23 protein-coding genes, 3 pseudogenes and 1 riboswitch are annotated in these 22,612 nt (G+C 33.1%); of the genes and pseudogenes, 7 read left to right on the top strand and 19 right to left on the bottom strand.

The window, feature by feature from the left end:
• Positions 1–28: 28 nt before the first annotated feature.
• The 10 genes from NST63_RS13350 to NST63_RS13395 form a co-directional block, all read right to left on the bottom strand.
• Positions 29–1,219 carry a peptide ABC transporter permease gene (locus NST63_RS13350; RefSeq protein WP_212945710.1) on the bottom strand — a complete coding sequence of 397 codons (1,191 nt, stop codon included), beginning with the start codon at positions 1,217–1,219 and terminating at the stop codon, positions 29–31.
• 32 nt (positions 1,220–1,251) lie between these two features.
• On the bottom strand, positions 1,252–1,866 hold the full coding sequence (locus NST63_RS13355) for a Type 1 glutamine amidotransferase-like domain-containing protein (protein ID WP_341044197.1): 615 nt from the start codon (positions 1,864–1,866) through the stop codon (positions 1,252–1,254).
• Positions 1,850–2,548: an HAD family hydrolase gene (locus tag NST63_RS13360; RefSeq protein ID WP_341042499.1), complete on the bottom strand. Its 699-nt coding sequence runs from the start codon at positions 2,546–2,548 to the stop codon at positions 1,850–1,852. The genes NST63_RS13355 and NST63_RS13360 overlap by 17 nt, the downstream gene beginning before the upstream one ends.
• Entirely contained in the window at positions 2,541–3,050 is a 510-nt protein-coding gene (locus tag NST63_RS13365; RefSeq protein WP_058003770.1) for a hypothetical protein, read from the bottom strand. The genes NST63_RS13360 and NST63_RS13365 overlap by 8 nt, the downstream gene beginning before the upstream one ends.
• Positions 3,051–3,132: 82 nt before the next feature.
• The gene (locus NST63_RS13370; protein ID WP_180211869.1) at positions 3,133–3,312 is read right to left on the bottom strand and encodes a hypothetical protein; all 180 of its coding nucleotides are present in this window, start codon (positions 3,310–3,312) and stop codon (positions 3,133–3,135) included.
• Positions 3,309–4,136: a methyl-accepting chemotaxis protein gene (locus tag NST63_RS13375; protein WP_341042503.1), complete on the bottom strand. Its 828-nt coding sequence runs from the start codon at positions 4,134–4,136 to the stop codon at positions 3,309–3,311. The genes NST63_RS13370 and NST63_RS13375 overlap by 4 nt, the downstream gene beginning before the upstream one ends.
• A 252-nt stretch (positions 4,137–4,388) precedes the next feature.
• Positions 4,389–5,522, bottom strand: a complete 1,134-nt coding sequence (locus tag NST63_RS13380; RefSeq protein ID WP_341042504.1) for a copper amine oxidase N-terminal domain-containing protein — start codon at positions 5,520–5,522, stop codon at positions 4,389–4,391.
• A 155-nt stretch (positions 5,523–5,677) separates the two neighbouring features.
• Positions 5,678–6,805, bottom strand: a complete 1,128-nt coding sequence (locus tag NST63_RS13385) for a DUF4179 domain-containing protein (RefSeq protein WP_341042505.1) — start codon at positions 6,803–6,805, stop codon at positions 5,678–5,680.
• Positions 6,802–7,368, bottom strand: coding sequence for a sigma-70 family RNA polymerase sigma factor (locus NST63_RS13390; RefSeq protein ID WP_058003775.1), 567 nt, complete (start codon positions 7,366–7,368; stop codon positions 6,802–6,804). The genes NST63_RS13385 and NST63_RS13390 overlap by 4 nt, the downstream gene beginning before the upstream one ends.
• A gap of 185 nt (positions 7,369–7,553) precedes the next feature.
• Positions 7,554–8,294 (bottom strand): class I SAM-dependent DNA methyltransferase, encoded by a 741-nt coding sequence (locus tag NST63_RS13395; RefSeq protein ID WP_071975867.1) that lies wholly within the window; start codon positions 8,292–8,294, stop codon positions 7,554–7,556.
• 442 nt (positions 8,295–8,736) lie between these two features.
• Here NST63_RS13395 and NST63_RS13400 point away from each other — a divergent pair, with 442 nt between their 5' ends.
• Positions 8,737–8,913, top strand: coding sequence for an EAL domain-containing protein (locus tag NST63_RS13400; RefSeq protein ID WP_276514002.1), 177 nt, complete (start codon positions 8,737–8,739; stop codon positions 8,911–8,913).
• 73 nt (positions 8,914–8,986) lie between these two features.
• On the opposite strand, the gene NST63_RS13405 is transcribed toward NST63_RS13400, so the two are convergent.
• Positions 8,987–9,865 (bottom strand): TetR/AcrR family transcriptional regulator, encoded by an 879-nt coding sequence (locus tag NST63_RS13405; protein WP_071975864.1) that lies wholly within the window; start codon positions 9,863–9,865, stop codon positions 8,987–8,989.
• A gap of 279 nt (positions 9,866–10,144) precedes the next feature.
• Here NST63_RS13405 and NST63_RS13410 point away from each other — a divergent pair, with 279 nt between their 5' ends.
• A complete protein-coding gene (locus NST63_RS13410; protein WP_212945718.1) occupies positions 10,145–11,782 on the top strand; it encodes an MDR family MFS transporter in 1,638 nt (545 codons plus the stop codon).
• Positions 11,783–11,839: 57 nt separating this feature from the next.
• Here NST63_RS13410 and sinI read toward each other — a convergent pair whose 3' ends face one another.
• The 3 genes and pseudogenes from sinI to NST63_RS13425 all read right to left on the bottom strand — a co-directional run bounded on the left by sinI (position 11,840) and on the right by NST63_RS13425 (position 14,289).
• On the bottom strand, positions 11,840–11,986 hold the full coding sequence (gene sinI, locus NST63_RS13415) for a DNA-binding anti-repressor SinI (RefSeq protein WP_212945768.1): 147 nt from the start codon (positions 11,984–11,986) through the stop codon (positions 11,840–11,842).
• A gap of 398 nt (positions 11,987–12,384) precedes the next feature.
• Positions 12,385–13,495: pseudogene (locus tag NST63_RS13420) on the bottom strand (5-methyltetrahydropteroyltriglutamate--homocysteine S-methyltransferase).
• Between the two features lie 55 nt (positions 13,496–13,550).
• Positions 13,551–14,289: pseudogene (locus NST63_RS13425) on the bottom strand (cyclase family protein).
• Between the two features lie 78 nt (positions 14,290–14,367).
• Positions 14,368–14,465: riboswitch (SAM riboswitch) on the bottom strand.
• 171 nt (positions 14,466–14,636) lie between these two features.
• Here NST63_RS13425 and NST63_RS13430 point away from each other — a divergent pair.
• Complete coding sequence (locus NST63_RS13430; RefSeq protein ID WP_341042507.1) at positions 14,637–15,086, top strand: flavodoxin; 450 nt, start codon at positions 14,637–14,639, stop codon at positions 15,084–15,086.
• 97 nt (positions 15,087–15,183) lie between these two features.
• Complete coding sequence (locus NST63_RS13435; RefSeq protein ID WP_341042509.1) at positions 15,184–15,699, top strand: hypothetical protein; 516 nt, start codon at positions 15,184–15,186, stop codon at positions 15,697–15,699.
• A 385-nt stretch (positions 15,700–16,084) separates the two neighbouring features.
• Here NST63_RS13435 and NST63_RS13440 read toward each other — a convergent pair whose 3' ends face one another.
• Positions 16,085–16,183: a putative holin-like toxin gene (locus NST63_RS13440; protein ID WP_242598312.1), complete on the bottom strand. Its 99-nt coding sequence runs from the start codon at positions 16,181–16,183 to the stop codon at positions 16,085–16,087.
• Between the two features lie 247 nt (positions 16,184–16,430).
• On the opposite strand from NST63_RS13440, the gene fmdA reads away from it, so the two are divergent.
• Positions 16,431–17,609, top strand: a complete 1,179-nt coding sequence (gene fmdA, locus NST63_RS13445; protein ID WP_341042512.1) for a formamidase — start codon at positions 16,431–16,433, stop codon at positions 17,607–17,609.
• Positions 17,610–17,638: 29 nt separating this feature from the next.
• Positions 17,639–17,905: a zinc ribbon domain-containing protein gene (locus NST63_RS13450; protein ID WP_212945724.1), complete on the top strand. Its 267-nt coding sequence runs from the start codon at positions 17,639–17,641 to the stop codon at positions 17,903–17,905.
• A 166-nt stretch (positions 17,906–18,071) separates the two neighbouring features.
• Here the strand turns inward: NST63_RS13450 and NST63_RS13455 are convergent, their stop codons facing one another.
• On the bottom strand, positions 18,072–18,491 hold the full coding sequence (locus NST63_RS13455; RefSeq protein WP_212945725.1) for a DUF1801 domain-containing protein: 420 nt from the start codon (positions 18,489–18,491) through the stop codon (positions 18,072–18,074).
• Positions 18,492–18,517: 26 nt separating this feature from the next.
• Positions 18,518–18,920, bottom strand: a pseudogene (locus tag NST63_RS13460) (VOC family protein).
• 127 nt (positions 18,921–19,047) lie between these two features.
• Between NST63_RS13460 and NST63_RS13465 the strand changes: the two are divergent.
• Complete coding sequence (locus NST63_RS13465; RefSeq protein WP_212945726.1) at positions 19,048–19,338, top strand: hypothetical protein; 291 nt, start codon at positions 19,048–19,050, stop codon at positions 19,336–19,338.
• Positions 19,339–19,404: 66 nt separating this feature from the next.
• Here NST63_RS13465 and NST63_RS13470 read toward each other — a convergent pair whose 3' ends face one another.
• Entirely contained in the window at positions 19,405–21,189 is a 1,785-nt protein-coding gene (locus NST63_RS13470) for a S9 family peptidase (protein ID WP_341042516.1), read from the bottom strand.
• On the bottom strand, positions 21,186–22,463 hold the full coding sequence (locus NST63_RS13475; RefSeq protein WP_341042519.1) for a M20/M25/M40 family metallo-hydrolase: 1,278 nt from the start codon (positions 22,461–22,463) through the stop codon (positions 21,186–21,188). The genes NST63_RS13470 and NST63_RS13475 overlap by 4 nt, the downstream gene beginning before the upstream one ends.
• Between the last annotated feature and the right edge of the window lie 149 nt (positions 22,464–22,612).

Here is a 22,612-nt window from a genome sequence, read left to right on the forward strand (position 1 = left end):
CCCCTTTTCCATATGACATTCTAACCAACTAATCCTTTAATCTTAAAAAATATCCATCTTTATTTTTCGTATATTCACCCTTGATTTTTCCTACTCCATCAATTAATAAACAATCTTTCATGGATATAGGTTCTTGATTCAAAATTATATGAAGCTGATGTATATTTCGCCAATTATGATTAAAGTAAGTTATAACAGGATATTGAAAAAGATATTCCTCATTATTGATAATTAATTTTATAAAATTTCGATGCAAAACTTTTTTACCTCTTAATACGATATTCATTGGATCAAAAGCATTTACTTTCATGGACCCTTCAATCAATAGATGGTAACCAGGTTTATGAATGAATTGACTAAATTCTTGTTCTCTTTGATCGTTTACAAATTCAATTATCTCATCTGTTTCTTTACTAATCTCATCATCTATATAATGATTGTTCTCTAATTGAATCTTCCTACTAAAAAATTCATATAAAGAGAGGTTAGATTGAAAAAAGCTTTCATGCCATCCAGGTGATAGTTTGTCTAGTAGTAAGCAGATGAACATCCCTGAACTATAACAACTTCTTCTAATATTTAAGCAGGATTCTGTTTGATCAATCAGCATTTTTCCATACTTTTGTAAATGATCAGAATCCGATTGCCGTGATTTATCACAATAAGCCTTCCATTCAACATACCATGCTGGACCTTCAATCGTTTCAACTAATGTCTCGTAGTGAAGATATTCCCCTATTAGCTCTTTTCTTTTTTCTCTAATAGAGAAAAATTGAATGATCTCTTCCGCTTGATTTGAAAGAACCGCTCGATAAAGTGAAATCCTTTCTCGATTTCTTAATTCAATATTTTCCCTCGTTAACGGATATGTAATCCCGAGTATTTCATCAGGAAACCGCTTTTCACCTTGTAAGTGCTGATAGCCATGGAATAATTCATGTATAAGAAGCGAAAATAATTCTGCAAAATCACTGATTCTATCAAAATTAACAATCGCAGTAGGATAATCCTCAAATAATATTAAAGTATCGCCAACAAAGCGATCATCCCAAGATAACACGACAAATGTCGAAAACTTAGACACGTATTTCGGATGATTAAATAAAAATACTTTTTCCTCATTATAGATAGCGAAGGCTACTGGTTTAAACCCCTCCCAATAGCGATTTGTAATAGTCGTATTTATTTCATCCATTAGTTGATATAAATTTATTTTCATACCTACAGTCTCCTACCATAGAATAAATCCTCCTATTCAATCAAATATTCGCTTATCAAAAATTGATTGTCTTTTAACCTTGTATTCTTACAGTTATGTAGGGATTCATATTCCTGTAACCGATCTTCAATAGACTTACCCTCTGAATTTAAAAATAAATCTTCACGATCATAATGAGGAAAAATTATTTTATTAGTTAATCCTAATGCTTTAAAATCCTGCAATTTTATACTATTCATTTCTGGTGTAAAATAATGAACAATTTCAATATTAGGACCCAGTACAACTGCTCCGGCACTCACTCCAATAATCATGTTTCCACGGCGTGCAAAATCCCTCAAAATAATGTCCGTACGACTTTTCTTTATCTGGTATAATAAATAAAAAGGATTTCCTCCGTTAATATAAATGATTTGACATTGTTCCAGTAGTTGCAGATTATCATATTCAATATCAATAAAACCAACCTGCGTGAATCCCATTTGCAGAAAATCCTTTTTCGCCTTTAAAGCAAATCTATTATTCTCCTTTTGAATTGATGCTGTTGTTATAATTCCCACTTTATAATATTCGACGTCCTCTTCCATTTGCTCTAAAAACTGTTTTCTAATTCCCTCAGTAAAGAAGCCATTAGAAATTAAAACCATTTCTGTCACGTGGACCATCCTTTTTAATTTTTTCAATTAACCTTGGTAATTGACTTAAATCTTCCAATACAAATTCTGCTTCTCCATGCTTAAACTGATCTGATTTTTTCCAAATGGCTACCATGCCCACAGTTTGTGCTGCCTTTATATCATTGACAGGATGATCTCCTACAAAAATGCTCTCTCTCGCAACTACATTTAACCGCATCATTGCTTTTTGGAAAATGGTTGGATATGGTTTTTTGCAACCTTCCCATTCTGAAATCAAAATTGTATCAAAATATGATTTAATTCCTAATGCCTCAATATTATTCATTTGAAACTGACCAAATCCATTCGTTATTATGCCTAATCTAAATGCCTTTTTTTGTAACTCTTCGAGCATTGTATATAGATGCGGAAATGGAATACAACTATCTTTAAAATTATCTACATAATCATTAAAAAGATGTTTCCAAGAAATCTTTGTAATTTGAAATTCCTTTATTAACTGCTGATACACTAAATCTTTCCAAACATACCCATGGGCATCTAACTCAATAAACCTTGTAGTATATTTATCTTGTGGTATGTGATCGAAGTATTGAATGAATCGATTGTATTGAGAATGAATAAATTTTTCCACAGAGGCATCACGATCTAATAATGTTCCATCAAAGTCAAATAACACTGCTTTAATCAACCTTCTTCAACTCACTTAGCCATTTGTTCACTTTCTTTTCCATCATTTTTTGTAAATCTTTGGCCTTATCACTATCATTAATCGTTGTTTTCGCATATTCAGATGGAAACATTTTCTTAATAGAAGTGACAAAACTTTCTCCACTTTTAGGCTCCTTATAATCTATTACTTTATATTTTTCCCCATCTTTTTGTAAGCGGATGAATACTGGACGTGATCCACCTGATTGAGGTTTTGCCATCGTTTCATGATTGTATCCCTCATAAAGTGAATACATATAAACATCGACCATACCCTTCTTTTCTGTTTTTCCATATATCTTATGGACTTCAAATTGTTTTTCAGTTTCTACATAGGCATTTTTATTGTGGTCGATAATATATTTTGAAATTACTTTATTCATATTTTCAGCATCCTTCTTTTTCTCTTGTGAAGAACTACATCCATTAAGTAGTAGTAATATCATAAATAGAACGCAGCAATATTTGGATACTGTCTTCATTGATATACCTCCTTGTAATGAATAGGGTTCTTTATACAGAAGAAAATTAAGAATCCACTTAATTAGAATACAGATAAATCTTTTATTCCTTTACTCTTTTCAACATTAATCCTTCTAAATCCTTCATCTTCTCTTTGACAATTTCGATCATAAAGAAAATTTTTGGAAAATCATAAAAGAAAAAAGGATTCAATAATACAAATAAGCGATTCTCTACAAAGAATCGCTTTAACCTCAAAATAAAATAATATACTTTTTTCATTCCATTGTTATACCTTCAAATTCTTCCATCGTGTGACTGATTTTAGATTGTGTATCAACCACTTTATTTTGTAACTTTTCTGTTAAATGGCTTACTCTAACAACCTCTCTTGTTATTGTCTCTATATTCGCATTTACTTTTTTTATTGCTTCGTCCACATGATTAGATAAATTTCGTACCTCATCCGCTACTACTTTGAAACCCAATCCATGTTGTCCAGCCCGTGCAGCCTCAATTGCTGCATTTAATGCAAGCATATTGGTTTGTGAAGAGATGTGTTGAATCGTTTTTGAAATATCACTTATTCTATTTGTTTGTTCGTTTAATGATTGTAGTGCTTCGATATTTTCTTTCGAATGAACTACTACAATATTTCCTAATTCTACTGATAAACGATTTAATTGAGAGATGATATGTAATGTTTTATTTTCTCTATCAGTAATATCTGTAGCAATCTTTAAAACAGCATTAACTTTTTCATCTTGATCTAAAATAGGAATATAAGTAGCTTCGAGCCACAATAATTGGCCATTTTTGCGAACTCTCTGTATCTTCTCCTGAAACTTTTTACCCATTCTTAAATCAGACCATAGTTTCGCATATTCCGCGCTATTTCTAAATTCTTCTGTACATAATTGACTATGTAACATATTTTTCATTTCTGACACTTTGTAGCCTAACGCTTGAGCAAAATTATTATTAACCCAAATCACTTCACCTTTTGGGCTAAATTCAATCATCGCTAAATTTACTTCTAAAGCAGATAAAACTGCCTTTTCATTCATTTCCAGAGTACTTATAGTTTGACCTACTGTTTCAGTCATGTTAGAGAACATCCTTTTATTTTTTAATTTTATTATAAAATATTTATTAAATATTGAGTTGCCATTTTTATGATTTTTTGTAAGGTAAACCCATTACCAAATACCTATGTGAAATTTAAAAATAAAAAAAAGAATATCTAAAAATTCCATTTAGAATATTCTAGTAAAATTGAATTCTTCTTTCAGAATCCATATTACGCAATTGAATAAAGAAAAAAGCTACCTGTCAACATAACCAGGTAGCATCTTTACTTATAATTTATATTGTACTGTTTTCTCATTGAATACTGAAGTTTTAAAATACAATACACCATTCTTTTCTTCTATAAATTTCAAGTCATCGCCCCTATATGGTGTATCATTTTCTTCAAAATACTCTAATCTTTCAGGATCATTCTTAAAGATTTCTTTATATAATTCTACTTTTTCTTTTGTATTAGGTTTAACAAGCATTAGTACACCTTTAAGATTTGGTCGAATTAATAGATAATCTTGACCCATTCCCTCGATAAAATAATTCTCATCTTCCCCACCTAAAGCAACCAAGTCATACTCAGTAATTAACTTCGTCGTTTGATCATCATACACATAGAGTTTCTTCCCATCTGTCATAACTACTTTATTTTGAACCGTTGAAATATTCTCCATCCATCGATTGTAATAGAAAACTTTTGTTTTCTTGATGATCTTATTATCTTTTAGATAAATAGAATATCGATCAGTACTTAATCCTGGCTCACCGTGATTATTATCGAGATTGAGAAGCACATTTCCTTTTGGTGTTTGTTTGGCTTCAAGAGAAACACGATAATCTCGTTGAGTTTTTATCGGAACCTTTAAATCTGTTTGGCCAATTTTTTTTGGAAGATTGCTTCCTACTACAAAGTATAAGTCTCCATTTATTTTATTCACCCAATACTCCGAATTTTTGTACTTTGCTTTGACCAAAATATATTTACTGGTAACTGAGATTGTTTTTGATTTTTGTTCCCATTGAACTTGATCCCCCATCATTTCGGAAATGAATCGCAATGGGACATAAATTTTATTATTGATCATTTTCATGGACGGATTCATTTTCATCGATTTTCCGTTTTTTATTGCTAAATTACTAGAACTGTTTAAGACTAATTTATTGTTAATTCCAATAATAGTAGCAGATCGCTTGGAAACATCCCAATCAACTTTATATCCTAAAAGTTCCGATACATTTCTCAGAGGAATATATACATACCCTTTTTCTATAAATGGTTCGGATCCCAGTTGTTCATTCCACCCATTCACTTTTAAAGTGATCGATTGCTTCGCATCACTTTTTATACTAAAACCAACCATAAACAATAGAATAAGTGAACATAGAATAGAAGATTTTATTAATTTTGACATACTCTTTCCTCCAAATTTAGTTTTATTCACTATATATGACGAATTAAAAAACAAAAAAGTTTCAATTAATTTCCATTAAAATCATTTATTTGACAGAATTCATGACAACAGGGTATGATTATTAAGGATTTAGACCCATTAATTGACAAGCCCCTCTAATCATTTATATCTATTATAATTTCATCCATCACTAGTTCTTTTCTTTTGCCACTACTTTTTGATGGGATAATCGTTTTCTTGTCACCATTTTCTGAGATCTCTACACCACCATAAGTATCAGCCGTGAAGTTTCTGAATGTAATATGTGGGGTAATAATTAGTTGTTTCGCATTTTCATTAAGTTTCCCAAATGTTTTACTCATAGTTAATTTATTTTCTTCCTCTTTGCCTCCATTAACTTGGCCCTCATACCTATTACCGAGATTATCTTTTATTTCTATGTCTATATCGACCGCATCAAATTGATTTCTAATTGCTTTTAACACTTCTCGATCATAATAAACAGTAAAAGACATTGGTGAAAGGGTTATCTTGGTTATTGTAGCTATAACACCTTCTTTTTTCACACTTTGATTAACTATAAGTAAGTTGCTTTTTGGTGAATCAAGGGTAAAATTAAATTTCCATTGTCCTTTTATTTCTTGATTCGTTTCTAGATTTCGTATTTTATCTATCCTCCAATCAATCGTTACAGTTTGATCTGCTACATCAGAAATATTACTTGCAGTCAATATTCCTACATATTTATTCCTATCAATCCTAGAAACCGTGCCTGTACCAGCTACTCCTTTAGCTTTTTTAATAGTTGGAAAACTAATTTGGGGATTGTCCCCTAAATCTTTAGCGCTTTCAATCGTATAGGTTAAAGTGACAATTTTTCCATCAAATATCGCATCATTCACTGTAAATTTAATACCATTGTCTTCCTGGACTAGATTTAAAGCATTAGAATATTCCTTATAGTGTTCATATTTACCACCTTTTTGATTTGGTGGTTGATTACTAATTTCATTGTTATTATCGAAAAAACGGAAAATATCTCCAATAATTGGAATGTTTCCTGCATATGAAGGAACAGTTAATCCAACCATTGTAACTGCAATTCCAGATACTACGGCAGCGATTGCAGCTTTTTTCCACCATCTCTTCTTTTTTTCCTTTTGTTGAATAGCTATTTGTAATGCTTTTTTTACTTTTAAACATTCATCTTTATTGACTTCTACTTCTATAAATTCTTTTTCATCTATCTCCACTTCAGTTAGCAATTCGTAAATATCCTTCATATAAGACTTCCTCCTAATGTAAGGCTTGTCGCTTTTTTAGATAATTTCTTTTTGCTTCGGTAAATTCGGTTTTCAATAGCCGATCTTGTTATACCGAGCTTTGCTGAAATTTCATCAGTCTTAAAACCTAAAAAGTATTTCATGATTAAAATTTCGCGATCGATTGGCTCTAAGAGATTAATCAAGGCTATGAGTTCGTTCCTATTTTCTAAAAAAATTAATTCATCTTCCACTGATTTCTCATTATTTACTTCTATTTCTCCTGAAATTAGCTCTTTTTTCTTTGTTGCTTTCCTGTAATAATCAATCGATTTAAATCTTGAAATCACACAAATCCATTTTTTAAAATCCTTGGAGTTTCCATGAAACTTTTTAGAATGATTCCATATGGATAGAAAAATATCATTTATACATTCATCGATAAGACCATTGTTCTTTAAAGGAGAGAGAATTTTTTGTGTAATGCCTTTTACTAAAGGTAAATATTGTTCAACAATGTACTCCAATGCATCCTCTTCATGCCGTTTTAAGCGCTTAATAAAATTCTTTTCTGTTGATTTCATTCATTTGATCTCCTTCTATTTTTGTAAAAGCCTTTTACACTTTATATAACGATTGATGCTATTTTTTTCTCTCATTATTTTTGTGCGAGTATGAATATTTTTACAATGATGCAAAGTGGATGATTAGAATTTTTATAAGAAAAAAAGGAAGAAAAATGGGTTTATCCACTCTTCTTCCTCTTTAATTAATGTGAAGGCTTTCTACATGAAAACAATAAAAATAACGGGATTCTCATTCTTCTCTCATATTCTTCTATACGTTTGAAATTTTCCTTCACCGGGGTTGCTTCTTTTAAACCTTCAATAACAAAACCAGATTTTTGTAGTGTAACAAAATATTCTTCAATCGTACGATGAAATTTTATTACCTGCTCACCAATCCAAGGTTCTACCCTTTTACCAGAATAAAAGTAATGATCAACAAGCCAATTTGTCCTCTTTCCATTGGTAGTCATACTTTCAACAGATGAAGTAAGTATTGGATGTTGAACACTGAAAATAAAACGACCATCAACTTTTAATGTTTCATAAACCTTTTCAAATAACTTGTGAATATCTTCTATATAATGAATGGCTAATTGTGACGTCACGATATCAAAAGAGTTTCGTGGATATGTATAATCTAACATACTCGTAAGAAATACTTCCCCTACTGTTCCATAAAGATTTTGTAATGCCTTTTGATACATATTTTTGGATCCATCAATTCCTGTATATGATCGACAATTGCTCTTTATAAATTCTATACCAAGCGATGCATCCCCACAGCCTAAATCCAAAATCACCTGATCGTTCACATCTCCTATTAACTCCAATAATGCTGGCTTTTCAATAATTATATTAGGGCTCTCTTCACGATGCCTTCTCTTCATATACTGTTCGAAAAATAGATTATTATCATAGGCGGACGAATCTTTATATGCCAATTAATTTCACTCCTTACGTATAAAACTAAATATTCATCTATTTCTATTCGCTAAAATTTACCTGTAACCTCTTTTTTGATAAGAATTTTTAAATAAAATAAATAGACCATAAAATTATATTAAAATAGTATAAACTGCTGTTATTATAATTTATTTTTCATTCAATTGTTTTTATACCCCCTATATGAGTCATATTTCCTATTTTCATCTGAAACCATTCCTACTTTTTTTTTTCATTTATGCTATATTCTAAAAGTTAAATTTGTTTGCAGTAAAAACGCTACACCAACCGAGGGTGTCCTTCTAGTAAAAACAACTGTGTTATTCATCAAGAAACGACATCATTTACAAATAGGAGATTAAACAATGAACAAAGAAAATGATGCCTTAAATCGATGGAAATTGAAAATTAATCACTGGCGAAGCTCCGCTTACAAAATACATAATTAATCTAGCACACGATTTAAAAATGAATGTTGTTGCAGAAGGAGTAGAAACGGAGGAACAGCTTCAATATCTTCGACAGTATGGTTGTGATCAGCTACAAGGATATTTATTTAGTCAACCTGTTTCATCTGAACAATTTATTAAATTGTTAGAAAAAGTATATCGGTACTAAAAAATAAAATAATGAATCCTGAAGATAAAAAAACAGGAAGAGTCTGTGTACTCCTTCCTGCTTTATTGACTATTTATAACCCTAAAAACTTTTCAATTTGAATGCGGTAAGGAGCTATTTCTTTTATTTGAGAAAAGTTAGCTAAAACTCCTTTTATTAAAAAGATTTGTGGATCCTTCTTCTTAAACTCTGCATATAAAAAATCAATCGAACTTAATAATTCCTTCGTTTCCCTTATACTTAAGGATAATGATTGGACAATTAGGGTCATTTCTTTTAAAATCTTTTCTAAGCTATCATTATTCCGTGTATTTTCGAAACTATCATGAATTTCATGCATAAATTGTTCAGTTAGAATTGGGGAAACTTGTTGATCGATCATTGCATGTAGAAGATCATAAACTCTTTCCGTAATATGAATAGCTAACTGATCATTATTAATAATTTTTTCATCATAAGCTTTAACCCTTAAATAGCCTCTTAATATGGAAAGAAATAAAATATATCCTTCAGGAATATATGGACGTACCTTTTCTCCAAACTCCTCTAGTAATAACAATTTCAACCAATTAAATGAATGTTCATGTAAATGAATAAATATTTGTTTAACTTTTTTTGAGAATATTTGTTCTTGATGGATCATGGAAAAGAACTCATTATATTGATAACGTTCATTTAATAATACTCTCAATAAATTTGAAAACTTTTCCTTAGGGGTTAAATCTTCCTCAAACGCTTCCCCCATTTTAGTTACAACATGTTCAATATAATACCGAATAATCGAATATAATAAATCATCCTTTGAGGAAAAATAGGTATAAATCGTCCCTTTTGATACATTGCTTGCATCTGCAATTTCTTGCATTGATGCAGCATGAAACCCCTTTTCAGAAAATAATACGGTTGCTGTTTGGATAATTTTTGTTTTTTTATCTTTATATTTATCTCTCATATATTTCACCCTTTAATTTATTCTAACAGAAAATGATCATTACTCATATTTACATATTTTCCACGGATCTCATGAATACCTAAAATTGACCCATTGGTTATTGACTGCTTAGTCGAAATTGATTCTTTAAGGCGTAATCCGACAAAAAATGCAAGTTGATTCCAGTTATTAATTCCATTTTCAAGAAATTTTCTTCTTGATAATAAGGTCATATTCGGTTATATTATATTTTGCCATGACCAGTCAGTCAATTTTATAATTAAGGGAGAGAAGTGTAATATGGTTGTCAAACAAAATCGTAACTCTGGTATACAAACAACCAACCAGATTACAGGTAAAAGAAAGTGGTGGGCACTTGCAACAGTTATGATGACAATGTTTTTCTCATCCATGAATCAAACTGTTGTTTCAACTGCAATACCTACCATTATTGGAGACTTAAATGGATTTGAAATGTATGCATGGATATTTAGTGCATTTATGATTACTTCAGCAGTAACGGTACCTATCTATGGTAAATTATCCGATGTATACGGTAGAAAACCTTTCTATATCTTCGGTCTTATCATGTTTGCTGTTGGTTCTGCAGTTTCAGGATTAGCACAAAATATGCTTATGTTAATTATTGCACGTGCCATTCAGGGAATTGGTGCTGGTGCGATGATGAGTATGCCACGTGCAACAATTGGCGATATCTTCAATCCAAAAGAACGTGGACGTTGGATGGGTGTTATCGGTGCAGTCTTTGGACTCTCTAGTATTCTAGGACCAACAATAGGAGGATGGATTACAGATGAATGGGGTTGGCGTTGGGTATTTTATGTCAACTTACCTTTTGCAGTACTTGCCTTAATTGGAGTTCTTTTTGCTTTACCAAAAGTACGAACAAGTGAGCAAGCAAGCATTGATTGGATTGGTTCGTTCTTACTTGTACTTGGTCTTCTTCCAATTCTACTTGGATTTACATGGGCGGGTAGTAAATACGATTGGAGTAGCCCAGTTGAAATATCTCTATTTGGTGCAGGTATTATTATACTCATTCTATTTTACATTTATGAACGAAAAGCGGCCAACCCGGTTATCGATACGAAGCTCTTTAAAAACCAAATATTTAGCACATCTTTAATTCTAGGAATATTCGTTGCGATGGGGATGTTTGGTGCAACAATGTTTTTACCTCTATTCGTTCAAGGTGTAGTTGGTCTTGATGCACAAAGCAGTGGTCTTGTTATGTCACCTATGATGATCAGTTTTATTGTAGGTTCAGTCGTCTCTGGTCAAATTATGTCTCGGACTGGTAAATATAAAAAGCTGTCCCATATTAGCGCAATATTAATGGCGGTAGGTTTATTTTTATTTACACAAATGGATGTAAATACAACATATCCAACCGTTATTATCAATATGATTGTGCTTGGATTAGGAATTGGATCCTTAATGCCATTATTGAACATTGCCGTTCAAAATGCATTTCCGTATAAAATGATGGGAACTGTTAACGCAACACAGCAATTCGTCTCATCCCTTGGTGGAGTAATTGCTTCCCCTATATTTGGATCAATTTTAAATAATGGTTTTGCAGATAAACTAGAAACTTCATTGCCTAAGCAATTGATGCAGATGAAAGAGAAAATGGGTGATGTAAATCCTCAAGCACTATTAACAAAGGAAGCTCAAGAGGCACTTGCAGCGAATTTTAAAAAATTAGGTGATGCCGGGATCGAGCTATATAATAGTTTCTTACATGCAGTTAAAGTTTCACTTACTACTGGCGTACATCACCTATTCATCGTGGCTGTCGTTTTTGGATGCCTTACCTTTATTGGTACGTTCTTCCTACCGGAAATCGGGTTAAAGGATGATGATTATTTTGCAGAGGCGAATAAAGATACTGCCCCTACCAAAAAAGCTAATTAATAAAAAAAGATGATCTTCAAGGTCATCTTTTTTTATTCTAAAAATCTTCTCTATCTCTCATTGAATGGAAATTTTCTTTTTTTCTTTTAAAAAAGCATGGACTTCTTGAACAGTTATCCCCATACGTTTTGCTCTTTTCATCATTTCAACCCATTCATTATCTAACTGATCGTTTTGCCGCTTCTTTTTTTCTTTATCAACCATTTGTTCCAACGTCCTTCATGCCTCCAATAAAATCATATTTGTAAAAATTAAGGGGCTATACAGACTAGTATCTAATTACTCTAAAAATATAAAATTATATATATATTATGATTCTAGATAAAGAGATTAATTATCTGACAACTTATGATTAATTTAACTTTAGCAAAAACAATAGGGAAATAAACCTATCTAAAGTTATATATTTTAAAAATTTATTCGTTCAATTAGTAACAAGTACAAAATTTCCTCAATTAGATTCAACAAGCATGGAGAATAGTCTCTTTTATATTTTATCTTTGATGAAAGAGCTAAAAACTGCATCTTGACATAAAAAAAGTAAATTCCTATTTTGTACATAGGAATTTACTCGGATTCAAATCTCAATAAATTATATTCCCTTAGCCCCATACTTCTTTTGCCACATCAACAATAAACTTTAATTTTTGCCATTGCTGTTCTTCGGTTAGTTTATTTCCATGATGAGTGGAGGCGAAACCACATTGTGGACTTATGCATAATTGTTCGAGTGGAACATATTTTGCTGCTTCATTAATGCGAGCTATTATTGCTTCCTTGTCCTCTATCTCCCCATTTTTAGAAGTGACTACACCAAGTACAACTCTCGCACCTTCTCTAGGAATGTATTCCAATGGCTGAAAATCTCCTGAGCGTTCATCATCATATTCTAAGAAAAATCCATTAACTTTTTCCTTAGCAAAAAATGTAGGAGCAATTAGCGCATAACTTCCTTCAAATAACCAAGTAGATTGATAGTTTCCTCTACATAAATGGGTAGTTACAACCAAATCCTCTGGTTTCCCTTCCAATACACCATTAATAACACGTAAAGCTAAATCAATATACTGCTCCCTTGAATATCCACCTTCTTCAAAGACTTTATTTGGTGCTGAAAGTCCTGCTATATAAACATCATCTAACTGTAAATACCTTACCCCGGCATCATAAAATAATTGAATCGCTCTTCTATAGGCTTGAATGACATCTTTCGCAAATTCCTCAATATCAGGGTATATAGCTTCATCACGTATTCCAACATGGAAAAGCTGATTTGGACTCGGAATCGTTTGTTTGGCCACTGCCCTTCCTGCTACGATATCATTAAATTCGAGGAAATCTTTAATAAATGGATGATCAGTAGGGAATGTTATTTTTTCCAGTATTCCGAATTTGATATTTTTCCGTCTCTACACCTTGAAATTGATATCCTCTTTCAGGTACATATCCTTCTATTCCATTAAAATGTTCTAGGAAATCTAAGTGCCACCACGTACGTCGGAATTCCCCATCTGTAACTAACTCTAAACCAATTTCTATTTGTTTATCTACTATTCTTTTAATTTCGTTTGTTTCTACTTGGCGTAATTGTTCATAAGAAATTTTTCCATCCTTATATTCATTACGAGCTCTGTGTAAATTGTCTGGTCTTAATAAGCTACCAACATGATCAGCACGGAATGGAGCTTTAGTGAGTGTAATCGAATTTGTCATCATCTTTTCCTTCTTTCATATTGTAATCATTTGATACATTCATATCAATCAGCGCTTATGGTAAAATGGCAAATGATCGTACAGGAAAACCTGAGGCTTTTTCAGGTTTAGGTACAACATTAATAATAACTGCACCTTTTGCAGGTACTTGATCCAAATTCGTTAGTAGTTCTATCTGGTATGTATCTTGGTCAAGTACAAAGTATTCTGCTAAAAGCGCACCATTATTCTTGAAGTCGATACTTGAATCAGTATCAAATGTTTCATGTCCTATTGCCTTTATATTTCTTTCCTTAAATAAAAACTCCAATGCATCGAGTGACCAACCAGGGGCGTGGTTATTACCTTCAGAATCTTGGTTATTAAATTCTGCTATATTCGGCCATCTCTTACTCCAATCTGTACGTAAGGCAACGAATGTACCTTCCTCTATAATTCCATATTCCTCTTCAAAAGCTAGTATATCTTTTACTGACAAGGTAAAATCATGGTTTAATGCTGATTCCTTTGACTTGTCAATAACGATTAACGGTAAAATTAGCTCCTTTAAATCTAACTCATCTAAATATCTTGCATTGCGAACAAAGTGAATCGGTGCGTCTATATGGGTGCCATACTGACCTGGAAATTTAAAATTCTGTGCAAAAAATCCATCCATCATGAGTAAATAGTGTTTGAAAGTCTGCGGAATCAAATGCTGAAAAATGTGGAGAGTCTGGACCAAAAGTATGGGTCAAATCAACCCATCGCTTTTCCTTTAAAAATTGGATTACTTTAAAAAGTTCACTTGACATAATCTTCACTCCTTTTTTCAAATGTAAAAAGCCCCTTCTTATAAACAAGAAGAGGCATTGTAGACATCACATATTCTCTTCTTATCTTCAAGCGTATTGCTTCTGGAATTAGCACAGTACATCAGTCTGTTGCTGAGGCTTCAAAGGGCCAGTCCCTCCACCTCTCTGGATAAGAAAATTACCAATATTTAATTAAATATTACTCTACAATTTCTCCAAAAGAATGTCAATATAAAAAAATAAAAATTTAATGCGCAAATCAACATACTAGTTTTTAGATAAAATATCCAAGCTATGATAGGATATAGATGAATTTTACGATTTAAGAATTAGAATAGAGGATTAAAATGAAGAAAATATTATTGGTGTATGCTAGTATGACAGGCAATACGGAAATCATTTCAGAGCTCATTGCGGAAGCCATTAGAGAAGAAGGATATTCTATTACCGTAAAGGAATCTCTTCGTGCAGATCCAAAGGAATTAATAAAATATGATGGATTTATTTTAGGTTCCTATACATACGAAGGTGGAGTCATTGCCGATGAATTTATGATATTTTATGAAGAAATGGAGCAATTGGACTTATCAGGGAAATTTGGAGCCGTCTTCGGTTCCGGTGATTCTTTTTATGAAGATACTTTCTGCGTAGCAGTTGATTTAATTACGGAAAAATTGATTGAACTTGGCGCTAATATTGTACTTGATGGATTGAAAATTGATTTAATGCCAGAGGGAGATGAAGAAGAACGATGCAAACAATTCGGCAGAGATTTTATTAAGCGGATAAACTCTTAATATAGTAGAAAATCCGATGTTTTATTGTTTTAATTTGCTAATTTTGGATTTATAATGGTAAAATATCCTTACTATTTGGATGGGGAGGCTGACAATTTTGGGGAAAATTAATCTTGCTGAAGCGGTAAAATTAAAAAGTATTATGACAAAAATGATTCATGACCTGGAGGATGAGATTCGTAGAGTAGCCTTTACAACAATCGAAAAAGGAGAAGTTCCTGAAAAACCAATAAGAAATGTTCAGCAGGTTGATGATGAATTAGATGTGGTAAGGACTGATGCAAGACTACTGGATCGTTTAATGTATAGAGCAAATATTGATCATACAATTACCTTTAAAAATGAAGAGCTAACCATTGTTGAAGCGATAGAATTAGCAACGCAACTTCGTGCCAAAGCTCGGTTATATAAAGAATTGGGAACTGCAGTTAAAGAAGAGTTTCAATATGGGATGTCTGAGCATACAAGCATTTATCAAATAGCCCTCTTCGAACCTGAGGATTATCGCAAAAAAGCAATTCAAATAGAAAGAGATGCTCATAAACTCTCAAATATTATTAATGCAAAAAATTATTCCATCATTCTCGATTTTGATGATGAAAACTACTTCTAACCTGGAAAAGATGAGAGTTCTTTTCCAGGCATAGGGTGGAGAAAAAACACATTTTAATTGTGAGAGACAACCGATTATATGTTCCCATTTAAATTGTGACCAATCAATTCCATTACCAACTAATGCAATGGCTATCGAAATCTTTTAGATAAATTAGTTTCTCCCTCTATGATAAAACGGGCCCTTCTGCTACGTCTGTACAGATAGGGCTTGTTTTTGTTTGTTGGATTCTCCGATTTATTTTGTATATACTTAATGAGAGAAAATCTTTGATAAGGAACATTGGTTGCAGCCAATGTTCCTTATCACAGCACTGCTAAAGTGCAGTGGCCCTTAATTAAGATAACCTATCCCCTTTTAAACTCAAGGTCATTAACGGGATGGGTTATTTCCGTTTAACGAGGGAAATGACAACCGCAATAACGGTTACAATTAATGTTCCAAACATTATCATTAATGAAACTGCCTCGTATACGGTGACCAATAGTAACCACCCCCTTTCAAAAAGGGATAGCCACCCTACACGCTGTGTATAATTAATTATAGCACATTTGTTCGCATCTCTTTAACAATTTTAAAAAATCCTACCATTCTACTACCTTTACTTATTACTCCTATTAAACCAATTTTAATTATGAATCTTTTATCTTTCCTTCACATATAGTTTATAAACAAGAAAAGACTTCTAAGTTAATAGAATAGGAACTTGCTTTTACTAAGGGGGAAATGATATGCCAAAAACATTATTCGAGATTGATTTAAGTAAACCTATGCAAGATCAAGCACATCCGGGACATAATCGTTGGCATCCTGATATTCCAGCAGCATTTGCTGTCGATCCTGGTACATCTTTTCGGATGGAATGCAAGGATTGGACCGATGGTCAAATTAGTAATGATGATAATCCAAATGATATACGAGATGTCATCTTATCACGTGTACATGTACTTAGTGGACCGGTATATGTTAATGGTGTTGAACCTGGAGATTTATTGGTCGTTGATATTTTGGATATTGGCGCGTTAGCTGATTCTGAATGGGGATATAACGGTATATTTGCAAAAGAAAATGGTGGGAGTTTTCTAACTGAACACTACCCAAATGCTGCAAAATCGATTTGGGATTTCCATGGTATATACACAACATCCAGGCATATTCCTGGCGTTAAATTTGCTGGGATTATCCATCCAGGTCTTATTGGTGTAGCGCCATCTTTAGAACTTCTCCATAAATGGAATAGACGTGAACAAGAATTAAAGATGACCGATCCTAATCGAGTCCCGGAATTAGCTGCTAGTCCAGATCCACAAAATGCTGTTCTTGGAACACTTAAAGGGGCTGAATTTGACCGAGTAGCTCGTGAGGGTGCAAGAACTGTTCCTCCACGTGAAAATGGTGGAAATTGTGACATTAAAAATTTGTCAAAGGGCTCACGAATATATTTTCCAGTATTTGTTGAAGGTGCGAAGCTATCAGTTGGTGATATTCACTTTTCCCAAGGCGATGGTGAGATTACATTTTGTGGTGGAATTGAAATGGCAGGCTGGATTGATCTTCGTGTAGATGTTATTAAGGGTGGTATGAAAAAATATAACATTAAAGAAAATCCAGTATTTAAACCTGGTCCAGTTGAGCCTCATTACTCTGATTATCTCGTTTTCGAAGGTATATCTGTTGATGAAACCGACGGTAAACAGCATTATTTAAACGCACATATCGCCTATAGACGAGCTTGTTTAAATGCCATTGAATTTTTAAAAACATTAGGTTATACAGGTGAACAAGCCTATATGATATTAGGAACTGCACCGGTTGAAGGGCGAATTAACGGGATTGTGGATATTCCAAATGCCTGCTGTACAGTTGCTATACCAACACAAATTTTTGATAAAGATATATCACCGAAGTAAGTTAATTTTGATAAGGAGCGGACATATACTTGCCAAATTATACTTTTCACTGTAAAAATTGTGGTCAATTTACTCTTTCTTTTAAATCAATGAGCGGAAATAAAACACAAGCTGTTTGTCCGATCTGTCAATTGGACGCCAAACGAGTCTATTTTCCTCCCAATTTATTTTCATATAGTAAAGAACTTAGATCAAGAATTGAAAAAGGGATGGAACCTCGAAAAGTAAAGAAAGAAGAATTAGGGACAAAGCAAATTAAAAAAAGTGCAAATATACAACGGCCATGGCAGGTCTAATTCGAGTAATGCATAAAGGATAGAAAACACTCTCTATCCTTTTATATGTTTTTGTCTAATTTTTAACCAAAAATTATTTTCGTATAGTGAGTTACTTGATAAAATCCCTACTGGTGGCTTATGTAACTATTTATGGATTCATTGAGTTATTATGAAGTTTACAAGATTAATTTGGGTAGGTTAACTTGAGAAAATTTACAGATTGGTCAATTAATGATTTTAAGATAGTAACATCAATATCAGAAAGTTTGTTTACGTAAACACAGGCTTTACCTGTTGTGTGCTTTCCTAATTGATTTAGTAATTCTTCCCTTTTCGGTTCTCCTGTTGCTAAGTACAAGCTAATTTTAGCTTTTCTTGGGGAAAAGCCTACGAATGGAGCATCTCCTTCATGGCCAGATTTATATTTATAATGATATGAACCAAATCCAATTATACTTGTGCCCCACATTTTAGCAGGATAACCTGTAGTTTCTGTAAAAATATCTAATAATTGATAAGCGTCTTCGCGTTTTTTGGGATTTTCGATATTTTCAATAAATTCTATCACACTATGATCATTTTCTTTTGTTTTTAGCTTGTACATAATTTTAAATCATCTCCTTAATTTACTTATTTTGGTAAATAAATTTGCCAGGATATTCCGAATTTATCAACAATCCAAGTAAACATTTTACTAAATGGATACTGATATAAAGGCATTAAAACACCTCCACCTTTCGATAACTTTTCATAAAGTTTTACGATTTCGATTTCAGTGTCGCATGTAATGTAAATGGAAAAGAACGGAGTAAATGTGAAATCATGTTTAATATTTCTATCAATACACATGAATTCTTGTCCTTTCAATGAAAAAGTAGCATGCATGTCACTACCTTCTTCACCTGCTTCAATTTTTTCCGTAACGTGTGATTGTAGTAATTTTTGAATCTGCTATTAAAGAAGTATAAAAATTCATGGCTTCCTCAGCATTTTCTTGAAACATTAAAAAGGTGTAACCTTTGACATCGTTCATCTTCTCCTTTAGACTAATATACTCTTGTATAATCCAATTTCAACAGGATAAATAATTATAGGGATATTATCTATCAAAATTGATTTGGTTAAATGGTATAATGATCCTAAAAAGGGGGATTTTCTAATTGGATGCACTATTACGCTTTTACAAAATCATCATTGGATTAGTAGAATTATTTTTCGGCATTCCTTTTATTGGAGGGCTAATCATCATAGCTCATGCTTGGGCTCCTTTAGGAACGTTGATTTTCTTTCATGTAATCGGACTTGTTTTGGCATTTGCAACAGATAAATCAAAAACTGGATCTATTTTTGGTATTATCGGGAACATATTCGCCTTCATTCCAGTTGTTGGAATGTTTATGCATATTTTAATTGGATTAGTGAATGTCTATCAAGGGTTACGAAATAAATAATTTTATTGGACTGTTCAAAGGACAGTCCCTCTTTGTGTTCCAAATAGTTTTTTTTAATCTCAAGTTTTATTTTCCAATATATTTTTCTAAAAAGTCAGCAACTCTTGTGTAGGCAATAATATTATTTTTTAATTTGACAAAAAAATGACCCTCATCCTCAAATCGAATATATTGAATTGGATGATTGCGTTCTCTTAATTCTGTAACGATTTGTTCCGTTTCTTCGATTGGAACTCGCGGATCATTAGCACCATGCAAAACCATTAAAGGAGCATTGATTTTATCAGTATGATGAATCGGATCAATTTGATCGAAAAACTCCCCATGTTCTTCAATATTACCATATTCTGCTTCTCTTAATTTCCTTCTCCACACACTTGTATTTTCTAAAAAGGTTCTAAAACTAGAAATCCCAACAATATCAATGGCAGCAGCCCAAATTTTGGGATAATGCGTTATCGCTGCTAATACCATAAAGCCACCATAGCTTCTACCCATAATAGCTATTTTTAGGGGATCTGCCCTCCCCTCCGTTTTTAACCATTCTACTAAGTAGGTTAGATCCTGTACTGAGTCCATCCTTTTTTCGACATCATCTAAATGTGAATAACTCTTACCATAACCTGTACTTCCACGAACATTTGGTGTACAAACAGCATACCCCCTATTTAAGAAATATTGCAAGAATGGATTATATACTGCCCTAATTTGGCTTTCTGGGCCCCCATGGACAAATATAACAACAGGTAGTTTTTCTTTGGAATGCTTAGGTTTATAATAAAATGCAGGTATTTCAAGACAATCAAAGGAGTGAAAATGGATCAATTCTGGTTCAACTAGTTCTGGTTCAATTATTGGTGAACGAGAAACATAGGTCAATCGCTTAGTTCTATTCAATTGGATATCTAACTCCCATATATCTAAGGGAAGTGTGGGCCCATTAAATACATATGCTAGCTTTCTATGATCTGGTGAAAAGGTAAGTCTTGTAATTACCCCGATAGGTGTCTCCCATGTGTTTACTCTTTCTTCTTGAACATCGTACAGAATTCCTTTAGAGACACCGCCTTCATTTACCGTATAGGCAAGCATTTTTTTATCAGAGCTTATCGCTAATCCTTCCAAATCCCACTTTCTTGCGTCAATCCATGAAAGTACTTTCGTTGTGATATGTATACTAGCTAAACCAATGAATTCCCTCTCCATATTCGTTAATACATACAATTCATCACCATCAAAGTTAAAATGTGGAGAAACAAATATGGCTTCGCCTTCATGATAGGTAAGCCAAGTCACTACACCTGACGCTATATCAAGTAATCCTAAATCATTATCTAAATTGGTGTTTATTTTTTCAATTAATAAACTGGTCCCTTTGGGATGACATTTTACGGGTTTAAATAATCCATCACCTTTAAACACTCTTTCCATTTCATACGTTTCAAGATTTTGAACATATATGTCAAAATAAGCTGGATGTCGACGATTGCTTGACCAAGCTAGATAATTTCCATCTGGTGAAACTCCACCAAAGTGATGAATATGTTCAGGTGAGTTGGTTAAAGGCATTAATTCACCATTTTCCTCTAAAATAAAAAGTTGCTGCTTCTCATTGACTCCAACATCCATTCCAACTATTCTCCTGTTGGTCCCAGGAATATATTTCACAAAAATAACTCTTTCATCAGTAAATGAAGCCTGTGTCGGCCATCCTCTACTCAAAGGTAGGTCCCACACTTGAGGCAAACCACTATAATTCGTAATAAAAGTTAATTGGTTTCCTTCTGGATGATAAACAGGGTGATCGGCTGTTCGCACGTGTAAAAATTGTTTTACCCCAATTGATTTCATAGATGATTCCCCTTTTTTATAACCGAATGAAGGAGAGGATTGATATAGCCATGTAATCCTACAAGTCCCAAAACAGTTAAGAGTATTTTTTGGATTCCGAAGTAGGCATCCTTTGAATCAAAATATTCATTCAATGTATGAACACCACCAAAGTCCCCTCCACCACCTAAAGTAACAGCAGGAATTCCAAGGCTAATAGCAATATTAGAATCAGTACTACTTGGTGCGTCTAATTCTGGTGTAAATCCAAGGGCATTCGCTGCTGCACATGCTGCTTGAACCAAGACTGAATCAGTACTTTGAGAGCCTGCTGGCCTCTCTCCAACTAATTTCACTTCTACCTGAACCGCTTTATTTCCCCAACGTTTATTTTCAAGTTCTGCAACTTGATACAAGATTGATAGCACATTTTCCTCGACTTGTAATAATTCATGTTCTGACGTAGATCGTAAATCAATCATCATTTCCGCTGTTTCGGCAATAGTATTAACTGATGTACCACCTTTTATCGTGCCAACATTAAAAGTCGTCTTAGGCATAATTGGAGTTTTTAAGTCTGCAATTAATGCTATCGCACGACCCAGAGCATGGACTGCACTCGGTAAACCAAAATCTCCGAAACTATGGCCCCCTGGCCCACGATAGGTTACTTGATAACGACGGCTACCGGTTGCAAGGTAGGTTATTTTCTCAGGGCTCCCAGGTTCAATAGAAATAAATCCATCAATACGATCATAATGTGTGAAAAGATATTTGACTCCCCTCAAATCACCCAGCCCTTCTTCACCAACGGTAGCAACAAATATTAAATTCGCTACCGTATCTATTTCAGCATCGTTTAAAGCAGCGATGAGTGTAAGTAATGCCGCTAACCCTCTACCATCATCTGCAATGCCAGGGGCATAAACCTTACCATCTATAATTTTTGCCTTTACATCTGTTCCTTCTGGGAAAACTGTGTCGAGATGAGCGGAAACGACAAGATTTGGTCCATCCTCCTTCCCAATACGTTCACCAATTACATTCCCCACATGATCTACTTGAACATTCGATAAGCCTAATTCTATAAATCTATTTTTAAAATAATTAGCGCGTTCTTCTTCCTTAAAAGTAGGTGCTGGAATTTGTGTTAATTCAATTTGCTCCATTGTTGTCTGTTCATTATTCAATTTGATAAAGTTTAAAGCTGATTTAACGGACCCATATCTCATTAATTCTTCAAAGTGGTCTTTTATATTTGCTGAAACATGAAAGTCATTGCTTCTATCATTCACTTTATAATCCCCCTTAATATTTTCGATACTAAGAATAATTATATGTGAATGGAACAAATATTTAAACTATTTCGTATGTTGAAATAATTTGGTTTACATAATTATTTTATAGACTATCCGATTTATTTTTTGATATAATTTGGTTTCGC

Source organism: Heyndrickxia sp. FSL W8-0496, from assembly GCF_038007825.1.
GTDB classification, from domain to species: domain Bacteria; phylum Bacillota; class Bacilli; order Bacillales; family Bacillaceae_C; genus Heyndrickxia; species Heyndrickxia oleronia.